Consider the following 13510-nt stretch of genomic DNA (forward strand, 5'->3'; position numbering starts at 1 on the left):
CTTACGCAATTATCGCATGGAAAAAATACGGCGGATCACAGGAAATGCGATCGCAGAGGATCGCGCAAGCTGTCTCATCGGATTCGATAGTCGCGAGCGAAGAAAACGATAGCGAGATTGTTCAAGCGATTGACGCACCCAAGCGCGTGGTGCAATCAGATCCACATGGCCTTCACCTAACATGGCAGCGGAGTTCATCAAGCGACGCTTGAAAAACTCGACCCCTTTGCCGAGATCGATTATCTCAACCCCTGCCGTTTCACACAACTCGATCATCTTGGAAAAGCATAGCAGACCTGGAGAGTAGCGTGCAAACTGAGGATCGTATGCACAGATCAACACGTGCATGGTGCGCTGGCTGCGCAGCGAATAGTTGATCGCCACCGGAGTGGTCCCCGCATACATGACCGAAAGACAACCTGCGAAGTGGAGTGAATCGTGGTGTACCGCATCGGCTAGAAACGTACGCACCCATTGCTGACGGAACGGATGCCACCGCTTAGAAGCCTCGTACTGAAAACATTTCCAATCCAGCAGCAGATCAAAGGCATGGGGACAGTTTGACGCGAACTCCATCCGAACCGGCCCCAGATCGCGTTGGAGTCCACGTTCGGACTGAACAAAGGTCCGTTTGATTCGTTTATGTCGAGCATAAAGTTCACGCAGGTAATCCTCCACCCCATTCGACAAATCGATTTGCGGTGACGCCCAATTCACCCAACACTTCGAGGCAACGGCACCGTCACACGGAAACAGATGATCGAACCGCCACTGAGTGAGTCCCAAGAATTTCAACATCGCTTCGCAATCGAAGTCGACCCCGCGAGCATAGATGGCTCCCTGGTAGTCGGCGATATCGCGTCCGACAGCGATTGCGCGTCCATTAGCCGCTCGTTCAAATGGAAACACCACCTCGACGCCCGCAGCGCCGTGAAGCATCGCGACTTCAATATGGGGAACGACCTTTGCAACGGCCTGAGTGTACTCGGGAGTAAAAAAGGGGCTTTCAAAATGCGGCGCACGAACAAGCAATTGACGCCAAGCATCTAATTGCGCTGCGCTCAATTGGTTCGCAGAAGTAAGAGTCCAAGGCATAAACAGATCGGACGGCACAAACCAATTCCAACCGATCTCACCGATCCGCCCCAGGAGACGTTGGAATGAACCAAACGCTCTCCATGATACACTGGGCAAACTAAATTCCAGGCTCCACCAGCCCGAAATATCGATTTCCCAGAAAACCACACAGAAATCGTTCTGAATTTACCGCATCAAAAGAAGGCGACGTATCGAGGGCAGCACCGACGCGGTGGTGCGAGCAAATCGCTTCACAGGAGGAGACCAACGTGAACGTAAAAATCGGTAGCGGGATTGCTGCACCGAATGCTCGAAGATTCGCCGCGGTGAAAACAGATCCACACAACCTTCGCGCAACCGCGGAGCGCGCGTCACCAACCGCTGTTTATAGTCCTCGAGCCCCTTTCCAAGGTCCACCACGTTGAACCCATGCTCGGCACAGGCACATAAATGCTGGAAGCAACAGACCAATCCAGGGGAGTATTTTGCATATTCGATGTCATAAGCACTGATTAAGACATGAGACACCTGATGAGAGTGCAATGAGTACTCCATCGCAATTGGAATGTCACCAGCACTAACCACCGACAAGTTGCCACGAAAATGGGGCGAATCCAAGTGCATCGCCCCAAAGATAAATTCCCGAACCCAATCGATCCGAAACGGATGCTGACGTCCAGCAACCTCATACTGGGAACACTTCCAATCGAGTAATTGTTTGAGTTGAGCGTCGTCGCGAGAATCAAAATTGACCTGCAACTCTCCCACATCGCGAGCCAATTTCCGCTCAGCCTTGATCATGTTGCGACGAATATTCTTGTGCGATCCGTAAAGTCGTTCAAGGAAGGCCTCTCGTCCTCCATGGACCTCAATTTGCGGCGAAGTCCAATCGGTCCAACACCACTTTTCGAAAGGCCCCTCGGCCGGAAACAGATGATCGAACTTCCATTTCCGTAGCTTCAATGCGCGCAGCATCTCGACCACATCAAAATCGAATCCCTCGGGGTAAATGGCGCCTTGGTAGTCCGCGACCATCCGCCCCACCGGAATCGCAAATTTACCCTCGACTCGCTCAAAGGGCAGAATCACTTGCACCTCGCCCGCCTGTTCCATCATCGCAACCTCGATGTTCGGCAACAGGATTCCTACGAACTGAACGTACTCCGGGGCAAAGTACGGACTTTCGTAGTGGGGAGCCCGTTCCAGTAGCCCCCGCCAAGCGGCCAGCGAGGAGGGAGCCAAATCGTCAATGCGAGTCGTCGTCCATTTCTTCACTGCACACCTACCTTAGGAAAGGAATTATCGGGTCATTAGAAAAGGATTGTCGGGCTATAGCAAACCGTATTTGCTGAGCGTACGTCGCTGTGGAAACATGCGTGGAACGACCACATGGAGATAGCAGCGTGCGTAGCCCTCGGCGCGGACCAGCATTAACCAATGGGCAAGCGTGGTTTCATGCTTACCCAAACATTTTGCCAACGCCGCCTGAGGCGCGTGACGCAGCCCCGCATTGGCGACTCGCAGCAACATGATGCCGAATCCCCGTAGCTTGCCATAGTGGTTGAGATCGCGTCGACAGAACGTAAAACCGTCGTGAAAACAGGTCTCATGCAGATACTTGTAGGTCAATCGAACCGGTGGGGTGACATGCCATGCTACCGATTCTGGTGCGAACCAGCTTTCGATGCCCGCTTCCCACATCCGCCGATAAAGGTCGGTGTCATAACCACGAAGACTTTGCGATACATCGTAACGCCCCACCTCTTCGAGCACGTTGCGGTGGATCAACTGGGTCCCCGAACCGGGCCCTTGGCGACGCGTGTAGGGGCGTGGCTCGGGCCACGTCACGCTCTCGCCAAGGATCCGCCGGACACGAGGGTGAAGCTGGCGATCACAATCGGGCGGCAATCGCAACCACAGCAAACCGCCGACGCTGCGGATATTCTTTTCCCGTGCGAGTCGCAACATCGCCAACACCCATTCTGGTTCCGCAACCTCATCATCATCAAAGTTTGCAAACCACTCACCCTGCGCCTCATCGAATCCGCGATGGCGGGCATGCACTTGCCCAGGCGTCGATTCGAAAACGTATCGCAACGTTACCGGAGATGTCTTTTGCATCTCGGAGATCAGCTCTGCGGTGTTATCAGACGAGCGATTATCGACGACGACGACTTCGAAGGTGAACTCGCCGTCGGTGCGTTGATTCAGCAAACTCTCCACACATTCACGCAGCATGTCGGCGCGATTGTAGGTGCAAAGAATGATGGAAACGTCGGGAGCAGTGGACATTCCGATTGGGCCCTTAATTCTTTTCGCCGCGTGAAACGGTTTTGTCAACGGAGTGCTCAACGGTACCGCCAAGGCGGTCTCCGTCGAACTCGCTTGTCGCTCCCCCTCGATACCGGCCGGCACAAAAGCTAGCCCCCATCAACAGGAACAACGGATTCAAAAAACGAACATTGCTGGACATGGGATTGTCGGTGCACGCCATGATATTGAACGCGATCAGAGCGAGATAAACCGTCGTCAGTGCGATCTTATTCGCTGGAAACGCATCTCGCATCCGTTTCCGCAAGAGTACCATTTGGTAAACCATTGCCCCAATGTAGACCGCCAATCCGAGCAACCCCAATTCGTAGAACGTACCAATGAATTCGTTGTGGACGCTGCGCATGCGATCCCAAATGGTCGGCACATAATGAAAGACACTTGAGATTCCATGTCCCAGTAGAGGCGTGTCCATGCCCTTTTCAATCACCAACGGCCAGGCCTCCAATCGCCCCATACTATGTTGGCCCGATGCAAACAGATCCGAGATCGTACCGGAGCCCGCTTCAGGAAAAAGACGCTTCTGCATCGCAGGGAGATGAAAGACGACCAACCCCATCAACATCACCCCGACCGCCGCGACCAACTTCCAAAGCAGGCCACGAAACAACGGATGAAACATCGGGAGCACGAGAATGCACAACGTGACGCCGCGACTGCCCTCAATTCCCGAAACCAGCAAGCAGATCGTCCAAGCGATCACGGTAATGACGATCCGTGAGGGAAAGAACGCCAATGCCAACGCCGCTATCGGCAGCAAACTCATCGAATGGGGACGTGGATCAAGCGCCGGTCCCGAGGGAAAGGTTTCAACTTCGACCAACCCTAGTTTCCATGCCGCAACACATCCCAAGGAAGGAATCAAAGCAAACAGAATGGCATAGAAAAAAAGCGTAAGTTGCCGATGGGTACGGACGAACATCGCGCCGGCAAGTCCAAACACATAGGGCGTCGACATTTCGTAAGCGTGCTTAAATGCTTCACCATCTCGGACTTCGCCCCACAGGAGTGAACCCCAAATCATCCCTAACCACGCCAGCCAAACACGATGCCCCGGCCACGCGCGCAAACGTGAGGGATCCAATCCCGCTTTGACCACCATCACAAACACCAATAACAACGGTGTTAACAACGTGACAAATGCGAGGTAATTAACGCCCCCAATATAAATATTCTTAAAACTCGAAATCGCAGCCAAACTGGGCAGCAACAACACAAACAAAAAGCCAATCTCGGGTTTGGCTCCTGCGGTAAACAGAGACCCCACGAGATCCGAGAACAATCGCGCGGCGGAATCCTCGCTCGTCCATCCCCTCGACTCGCTTTGCCGATGGTCTTTCTGCGGTTCGAAACGGAGGCCCACGCCCCCATCGCCACTCATGATACCACAGGCGAAATTTCGCCTACTCCCGTCACGTCTTGCTCTACGTCTTGCTCTACGCTGGAGATTTCGCTGGAGCCCAATAACGCTTGTAACTCCGGCGAACTTCTCTCCGGCAATTGCGCCAGCGCCGTTAAAAGACAAGGGATTCGAATCGCCAACCCCGCGACCATTCCCACCACCAATGCAATCGCCACCCCCAACGGTCCCAGCCGCGGAATGACCAAGAATGCCAATCCCGCCGTCACGGCACAGCGCACACAATCGGCCCAGAAGTTTCGATTCGAAAGCGCAACTGCGAGTAACCCGTTGCCCACAACAATATCAATCGTCTGCACCCAACATCCCAACGCTAAACACTGCATGACCCGGCTGACATCGTCATACTCCGAACCATAAACCAATTGCACCAGCCATTGGCCACCGATCCCTAATACCAACGCCATCAAGGTGACGACCGACAACGCATAAACCAGAAACGTCTGCACCGTTTTGCGAAGCGCCACCGACCCTCCCTGGGCGTACGAAACCGACATTTGCGGAGCCATGTATTTCCCCAGCCCACGCAAAAAGGTTTGGGCAAGACCGATCAGCGTTAAACAAGCCGCCAGCAACCCGGTCGCTTGCGTCCCATGCGTGATCGCCAACAACCACGGTAACACCGTCGGTGCACTACTGCCGACCAAATAAGAGCCCAACGTCCAACGCCCAATCTTCCAATTATGGCGAAAATCGCTGGCGATCAAATTCAAAGTCACCTTCACATTTCGGATCAACCGCGGAAGCCAAAATGCACCCACCAATGCCGACGCACCCCCGATCGCGATTAACGTATGCCCGACCGTCAATGATTCGTTCCACCACCACAACAACAGTGCGACGAGTTGGACTGCCGCAACGGCACCGTCAAGCAGCACCGCTTCGGCTTGCCGCAATTGGTTGTGCAGCAAGCTATGAATGAATTCGCGAAGCATCATCCCCGGTAACAAGATCGTTAACAACAACATGCTGCTGGCCAGAGGACCGTTGGCCGAGTCGGTGAGCCCCATCCCGACCGCAGTGACGGCGATAAGCCCGATCGCCAGCAAGGTCAATAACGCTGCATGAGCCAAAACGCTGCCCGTGTACCCCTTGCTCCGCTGGCCGTTAAAGTGCGGTGCCCGAACGAGATAGGGAGTGTGGACCAATTGATCCGTAATGCATTGAAGCACCGTATACATGCTGAGCGTGATGAACAGGATGCCCAGATTCTCTTTACCGAGATAGCGTCCGACGATCAACGAGGTAACAAAGTTGGTGCCACTGACGATCCCTTGATCCAACAGCGCTAAACCACCACGGTTGGAAGCCACGCGACGTGTTGCCACCATGATCGCGTTTCTGCGCGTCCTGGATACTCGCACGGTCTCCGCACAGGCCGCCGGCTCAGCCAAATGTTGAGTCATGACTTGCCCCTTACGGATTGGACACGTCGCCAAACGGACCGAATTCGCTTGGACCATCCATCCAATTTGCCCGCGATGCTCGCCCCGGTATCTCCGCATGCAACATCAAATCGAGGCATGAAGTACAAGTCGTCATCTTTGGTCACCACGTCATTGTCAATTCGAAACGCACTGCTGCACCCAGCCGCCCGCGCGATCTCGCCCATCTGTTTCGTCGCAAAACCAATCTTGCTAACTCCAAACGGATAAGCATAGGGAGGCGATTCAACCCCGAACTCACGCCGAAGTATCGCATTGCATTGACGTATTTCCTGGTCGAGGTCTTCGACGTTGTTACGAAAATCAGCATGGGTGTGCGTATGACAACCGAGCTCGATCAGCGACGAATCTTGAAATTGACGACACTGCTGCAGCGTCATCGGTTTCCATATTTCCTCAGGTACCGATGCGTCGGGCTGATCAATCCAATTATCAAACGGAAAGGGAACTTCGCTGTCGAGATAGGCGGTGGCCAAAAACAACGTCGCCGGGACACGCAGTTCCTCGAGAATCGGCAACGCATACGTCAAATTATTGAGATAGCCATCATCGAACGTGACCGCAAAGACCTTCTCATCCACCGTTTCTCCCGCCGACTTTGCAGCAACAAGTCGATCCAACGGCCATGCTTTGTAACCGTGCTTGAGCAACCAATCGAGTTGTTTGCCAAATTGATGGGGAGGAACGTTGTAAGTCGGCGGAAAGCGATGTCGGGGCAACGGACAAACACGATGGTACATCAAAACCCCGAACGACCCCCGAGCTGCCGTGCGTCCAAACGAACGGAGCGGGACCGTCATCCAACTCACCCCATTGTGTCTCCAACGGTCCCAGCGAGCTTGGCGTTTCGAAATCAACTTCGTGAAGCGGGGCAACGTCAAACGAGACGACTCGGAACCCGCATTCTCCACTGTATCATGCATTACCGTTCCGCAGATTCGAACTGACCCGGCTCGCGTTCACGTATCAATCCATGCCCGGAATGCCGTGCGATACGACTTCGCAACGACGCAACCTCCGCTGCCGAAGAACGGTTGGATGTCGACGGGCTATCCATTGTCGACGGGCTATCTAATGTTGACGATGACTCGGAAACCTGGGTGACAACATGCTGAGACATTTCACCCTCGTCTTTTAGATACTCAATCGCAAACGGCAATACCGCCGCTCCAAAACATGCAATCAAGAAACCTAACACCAACGTAATCGGTTTATTGGGAGACACCGGACGCTGAAGCAATCGCGGTTCCTCAATCACGCCGATACTGGTGATCGCTTTGGTACCAAGCTCATGCTCCAAACGCGCTTGCTCGAGCTTTAACGCATGGGCTTCAAACTTCGCTTTGGCTACATCCCGCTGCGTTTCAAGATCGAAGATCTCGTTTTCTTGATCCGCCAAAGACTCGAGCGATTTTCCTAATTGCTCGTTCTGTTGCGAAAGCACTTCGCTCGCCGCAACGTAAGCAGCGAAATTCGCACTCTCGGAGTTCCATTGTAGCGCCAAGTCTTGATGCAGTGGATTCATGCCGCGCGACGTTTGCGTGTCGTGCAGATTCATCTTTGTGAAAATGTCGGACACCTCCTTTAGCTGACGCTGTACCGCCTGCAAATTCGGATGGTCGGCGGTAAACTTGCTGAGCAGCTCCTTTTCGCGGATTTGCAAATCATACAACTGTTGCCTGAGCACTGCGGTGGATTGCTGATCGATTCCACTGGTTGCTCCCGTCACGACACTCTCAGGCGTCACCGCAAGTTGTTCGGTCAAGCTCTTCAGTCGTCCGCTGCTGGTCGCCAACAGTCGTTCATTTTCTGACATTGCCGCCTGAGTCTCCCCCATGCGACTTTCCAAGATTCCACGTTTGCCCGCGATCGAACTCACCCCCAGTCGCTTTTTGGCATTCATCAACGTTTCACTCGCCGCGGTTAACCGCTCTAACAATATGTCGTTCTGTTCAAGAAAGAACTCGAACGCTCCCGCGGTGCGATTGATGCGATTATGCTCCTCGAGAAATACCTCCGAGAGCGCTTGCATCACGAGATGGGCTTGTTCGGGCGACGACGAAAAGTAGGTGACATTAATGACATTGGATTGGTTGGGGGAATGCACTCGCAACCCCGATTCAATCGTCACCATCGCCTTCTCGCGGTCCGAGATCGGATCCAGATTCTGAAACATTTGCTTCGCCTTCGCGAGCAAGGAAAGCGGTTGGTTAGGATCGCGATCCAAGATGGTGTCGATCCCCAAACGATCGACCACCTTCTCTGCGACCGATTGACTTGCAATCACCTCGGTCGTCGAGCGAACCACACTATCCGCCGTCATGTGCAATCCCATCGTTTCGCCGACGGTCGCAATCGGGTCAAGCGAGACCGACTCGTGCCCCAGACGTACCAAGTACTCCGCCTGAGACGCATACTTCCGCGGTGCAAAAATGACGAGCAAGACAGCCGTCACCAACACCAGTACGAAAAACGCGACACTTATCCATAAATGTTTGAAGACGATAGAGACCGCCTGTCTCCAACTATGAGTCGTATTTATGGTGGGGTGATTCACTAAACACATTCATGGGTGCAAGGATAAAACATACAACACGTTTATTCTCACCACCCTAAACAAAACTGCAAGCGAACCCCATCCTTAAAACCCTTTTTACACGCGAATTGATTGAGTGAAAGAGCTTCGGATTGTCGCAGCATGCGCAATTATAATGATGATGCCGATTGCACCGGCTTGAGACGCTATATGGTTTTCGTAGCAGGACGTCTGCCGAACCTAATCTCGAAATTTCCCGCACCTTAGTTTATCCCCCAACTCATGCGGGACATCCCCACCTCGGTTCGCTCGCCAAGATTCCAATCGATCCTCCGCAGAGGAAAGTCGGATTCCAAAAGGCCCCTAGCAGTCTCAATTCTCCGCTCTCCCATCCGACGCCCCGCGAACAAGACACTTCCCCCGACTGTCGCCACCGGCACCCAACGTTCTTACTAGTTGCATTTTTTTTTGTAATGACGGGCGATCCAATCGGTGAGTCAATACACCCACTCGATGCCGCTCGGCGAACTCATCTGGGAACCATTTCGGGTGACGCAGACGCTTGCGATCCCCCCCATCACCGCCACGACAAAAACGGCGTATTGCAACAATCAACACCCCAAACGACGGATTGAGTCCGCAGCCAATCCACTACCTTTTTGCAAGTTATCGATCTGATCGCAACGCACATGGGCGGGTCCGCACATAGGATCAATGCGATTCAGAATGATTGCAAAACTAGGCCTACTTCCTATAAAAGTTTTAACTAGACTGTTACTGAACAAATCAGAAGTAAAGTAGCAAAGGATAAGTTGCAATTCACCAATTTTGTGCACCGGTCGGACTGTTCAAAGTCATCGAGACTTGTATCTTGAAATCGACACGGATGTATGAGATTGGGGCATTAATCGGATTGGAGCATCTTCGGACTACTGACATCGATGCAGTCGGTATTCCGTCGCGACTTTCAACAGGGCACAGGCTCAAAAAAATCCCTCTTATCAATTTTGGACGCACACCGTGCTGCAACTCATTTCACGTTACACCACTGAGTTCGCCTTTCGTCGCCGCCTTAACACTTGGATCTTGACGGAGCGTGAGTTCAATCGCGAGATCGCTCGAGAGCGCGCTCGGACCGTACGACGCAACATCCCATTCTGTGTTTTGTCCATTGAACTGTGTCGCGGACATCGCAACACAAAGAACGTTCGCAAGCTCGCTAAGCTGATTCGCCGGAACGTTCGGATGAGTGACGAGAAGGGGCACCTCAGCCGCTTCACGATCGGAGTGTTGCTACTAGACACGCCGGAGATGGGAGGAAGAATCGTGATGGACCGGCTCAACGGCTTGGCTAACTCGCACGATCACAAAGTGGAGATCTCGCTGCGCGTCTATGATCCACAAGCGTTTGGGCAGGACAAAGAGTCTGGCGATGACGAGGATTCCTCATCGGGTGGTGGAACCCCGTCGGGTCGCGAGCCCCAGGTTCAACTGCGAGCCCCGCTCGTCGCGGCAGACCAAGCACGTTACTCGCATGCCGATTTGATTGGCCCCCAAGCCGCGTCATCCAGCCCACCCGCTTCGCGCGGCCCCCGAGCGTATGACTTCATGGCTCCGCGTGTCGATACGGTTAGCTTCAAAGTAGACTCGATCGTCAAGCGAGGGTTCGATATCGTCTGTGCCAGCCTCGGTTTGGTGCTTGCCGCCCCTGTGGTCGCGATGGCCGCTTTAGCCGTGCGACGTGACGGCGGCCCTGCGTTCTTTCTACAACACCGTGAAGGACGCGATGGGGTGCCGTTCACGATGTACAAATTGCGAACGATGGTGGTCAATGCAGAATCGCAACAAGATAGTCTGCGTGAACAGAGTGAACGCGATGGGCCGGCATTCAAGATGACCCACGACCCTCGCGTGACCCGACTGGGCCAATTCCTGCGTTCGACCTGCCTCGACGAATTGCCGCAATTGTACAACGTCCTTCGAGGCGAGATGTCAATCGTCGGACCACGCCCTTTGCCTGTGAGCGAAAGCCGAGCATGCGAAACTTGGCATCGACGTCGCTTGGATGTTCGACCGGGGATCACCTGTTATTGGCAAGTCGCCAAAGAAAAGGCGGATACATTCGATGCCTGGATGCGAATGGACTTGGCCTACGTTGACCACGCCAATCTTTGGAATGACATGACCCTGATGGCCCAAACCGTCAGCGTTCCACTGCGCCGCAAAGGCAGTCGCTAAGTTCCTAGGTCGTGCTACGGCAACCACTGAACCGCATCGGCAACGACGTGACCATTGGCTCCATCGTTGGTGATTCGAACCGTTGCTTTCGCATTGGCATCAAATGGAAACTTACCGAGTGACACAAACAACCCTTCGATCGCGGGCGTTTCTTTCTGGTTCACGCTCACCGTCGACGAACCCGCGGCGTGATGCACGGTGATCTTGACGTTACTAGCACGATTCGAGTTTGCCGGATAGGCAACGCGAACCTCGTATTCACCCGCCTTGGGTAATGTCGCCGTAAAGGTCATCGTGGCTAGACCATCCGCCTGGTGACCGTCATGCACATAGCCGTGATCAACAAACTTGGATGACGACGTGCTCGGCAACCAAGTGCCAGTGAATTCCGCCTTAGCATCATCGACGACGATGCCTTTCAGTTGATCGCTAGAGACTCCCTTGCCGGTCGTTCGCTTTTCAGAACCGCTGTACTCGAGCACCTGTCCGTCGGCCCGCAAACGCTGACTCAACTTCTCGTAATCTACATCTTGCACTGCAATTTTTTCATCGATCGCCATCACTGCGGCGGTCGCCGAACTGTGGCCCAAAATCATAAAGACAGGCTCCATTCGAATCGAGCCAAATGCAATGTGTGAACTGGATACACAAACAGGAACCAATAGGTTTTCGCATTCTGATTTTTTGGGAACGAGCGAACCGTATGCGATTTGATAAGGCCCTTTCGTGCTGACGCCAATGTCACCTTCGTTTTGTACGTGACCTTCGGGCGTGATGTAACGCTGGACGTTATGCGAATCCATCGTATAAGAGCCCATCCCAACCGACTCGGGAGTTTCACTGCGTTTGAGCAATTCGTTCTCGGTCATGACGAAGTCACCCACCATCCGCCGAGCTTCACGGATATAGAGTTGATGCGGCCAATTTCCGTTATCGACAAACTCATCTTTGGCCAATCCCCACTTCCGCATTTGTTGTCGAGTTTGTTCGGGCACGCGTGGATCGTTGGCGATGAAATACAGCCATCCTTGCTGATAGGTTTCGTGCTCCTTGATAATCTCGCGGCGTCGCTCATAGCTCGCTTCGGGATAGTCATAGTTAAAACCGATGTTATCGGTACTCATTGGACCATGGTTATTGGTATCGGTTTTGTAGTTGGGAATCGGGTCGAACTTGGCGAACGTTTGGTTGAATCCAGCGTCAAAAATCCGGACGAGTAACTCATATTGCGAAGGGTCATAGCCAGCCGGTTTGGCAAACGGGACTCGATTGGGTTCATGATTGGTCAAACACATGCGAAAGCAGTAGGCTTGAACACGATGGTCGCCAGCAAACTTTTCACCTGGCGGTTGAGCACTCACCCGCGGCAACACCCCACTCGCAGGATCCCCGGGAACCACGTAGGGGCTGACCGGCTTGTCGAGTATGCCGAAATGGTGTGCATGATGAAGCACTCCGGTTTGCACCCCATTGAAACGTTCTCCATAGGTCGCCGCCGCTTCACGACCGACATGATAGGTGACGCCCGCGGAGGCCATCAGATCACCTTCGTAGGTGGCATCGATGAACATTTTCCCTGCATACGATTTTCCGCTGAGCATTCGGATCCCCACGATGCGGCCATCCTTCATCGTGACGCCCGATTCGCGGTCAAGATACTCGTCGCGGAAAACCGGGATTTCAAACTCGCGGACATAGTCCTCGTAAACTTGCTCAGCGACGTGCGGTTCAAAGATCCACATCGTCCGATTTTCGCCATCGATGGCTAGGGTTCCTTGCCCCTTGTTGCCATATTGCGTTTGCGGTTGATGAGGCCAAGCGGCGGGATGCTGGTACGCTTTCCAAATGCGATGATAGAAATCTCGTGCTAATCCACCGATCACCGACTTGTTTCCTGTGTCGGTCCATCCTAATCCTCCACTGGTCAATCCGCCGAGATGCTTATCGGGGCCGACGATCACAACTGACTTGCCCATCTTTTTTGCCTGGACCGCCGCGATCACTCCCGCCGAGGTGCCGCCATACACCACGATGTCGTATTGATTCGTCGCAGCCTCGGCTGCTTTTCCTTGATGAACTGTTGCCAGGAAGAAAGACAAAACGAGCAAGGGTGCGAGTAACCGATTCATCGTGGTGAACTCCGAAAGAAGGAAGCACGCTTAACACGCGAGCGTGAATGAGACCTGAAGAAATTGATCATCGAAACAACATGGACCTACGCGCCGCATGGCATGCCGATGACGTCTGGCCGAGACATTGTAGAATAACCTGCGCCCCAATTCACGTTTCTTCGTCAACATGACGTCCGAACAAGGACTTTTCCGTGCCCTCCACCGTGCCCTCAACGAAATATCCCTTTTTCCCAACGCTCGTCCTGCTCACGAGCGTTCTAACTCTAGTCCCCGATTATGCCAACGCAGACGAAGTGACTGCGAACACGCACGCGCCAACGAAAGACGAGAA

9 protein-coding genes are annotated in these 13510 nt (G+C 53.6%); 1 reads left to right on the forward strand and 8 read right to left on the reverse strand.

All coding sequences use genetic code 11. The features are described from left to right. Positions 1-9 precede the first annotated feature (9 nt). The 7 genes from Pla52o_RS08960 to Pla52o_RS08990 all read right to left on the reverse strand — a co-directional run bounded on the left by Pla52o_RS08960 (position 10) and on the right by Pla52o_RS08990 (position 8830). The gene (locus Pla52o_RS08960; RefSeq protein ID WP_231612205.1) at positions 10-1095 is read right to left on the reverse strand and encodes a GNAT family N-acetyltransferase; all 1086 of its coding nucleotides are present in this window, start codon (positions 1093-1095) and stop codon (positions 10-12) included. Positions 1096-1263: 168 nt separating this feature from the next. Next, positions 1264-2352 (reverse strand): GNAT family N-acetyltransferase, encoded by a 1089-nt coding sequence (locus tag Pla52o_RS08965; protein ID WP_146594279.1) that lies wholly within the window; start codon positions 2350-2352, stop codon positions 1264-1266. A 54-nt stretch (positions 2353-2406) separates the two neighbouring features. Continuing rightward, complete coding sequence (locus Pla52o_RS08970; protein ID WP_146594280.1) at positions 2407-3369, reverse strand: glycosyltransferase family 2 protein; 963 nt, start codon at positions 3367-3369, stop codon at positions 2407-2409. Between the two features lie 13 nt (positions 3370-3382). After that, positions 3383-4789 carry an O-antigen ligase family protein gene (locus Pla52o_RS08975; RefSeq protein WP_146594281.1) on the reverse strand — a complete coding sequence of 469 codons (1407 nt, stop codon included), beginning with the start codon at positions 4787-4789 and terminating at the stop codon, positions 3383-3385. Continuing rightward, positions 4786-6234 carry a lipopolysaccharide biosynthesis protein gene (locus Pla52o_RS08980; protein WP_197169123.1) on the reverse strand — a complete coding sequence of 483 codons (1449 nt, stop codon included), beginning with the start codon at positions 6232-6234 and terminating at the stop codon, positions 4786-4788. The genes Pla52o_RS08975 and Pla52o_RS08980 overlap by 4 nt, the downstream gene beginning before the upstream one ends. Then, positions 6231-7196: a polysaccharide deacetylase family protein gene (locus tag Pla52o_RS08985; protein WP_146594283.1), complete on the reverse strand. Its 966-nt coding sequence runs from the start codon at positions 7194-7196 to the stop codon at positions 6231-6233. The genes Pla52o_RS08980 and Pla52o_RS08985 overlap by 4 nt, the downstream gene beginning before the upstream one ends. Further along, on the reverse strand, positions 7196-8830 hold the full coding sequence (locus Pla52o_RS08990; protein ID WP_197169124.1) for a GumC family protein: 1635 nt from the start codon (positions 8828-8830) through the stop codon (positions 7196-7198). Before Pla52o_RS08990 ends, Pla52o_RS08985 begins: the two co-directional genes overlap by 1 nt. Positions 8831-9829: 999 nt before the next feature. Here Pla52o_RS08990 and Pla52o_RS08995 point away from each other — a divergent pair. Further along, a complete protein-coding gene (locus Pla52o_RS08995) occupies positions 9830-11047 on the forward strand; it encodes a sugar transferase (RefSeq protein WP_231612206.1) in 1218 nt (405 codons plus the stop codon). Between the two features lie 14 nt (positions 11048-11061). Here Pla52o_RS08995 and Pla52o_RS09000 read toward each other — a convergent pair whose 3' ends face one another. Beyond that, on the reverse strand, positions 11062-13176 hold the full coding sequence (locus tag Pla52o_RS09000) for an FAD-dependent oxidoreductase (RefSeq protein WP_146594285.1): 2115 nt from the start codon (positions 13174-13176) through the stop codon (positions 11062-11064). Between the last annotated feature and the right edge of the window lie 334 nt (positions 13177-13510).

Source organism: Novipirellula galeiformis (assembly GCF_007860095.1).
Lineage (GTDB): Bacteria > Planctomycetota > Planctomycetia > Pirellulales > Pirellulaceae > Novipirellula > Novipirellula galeiformis.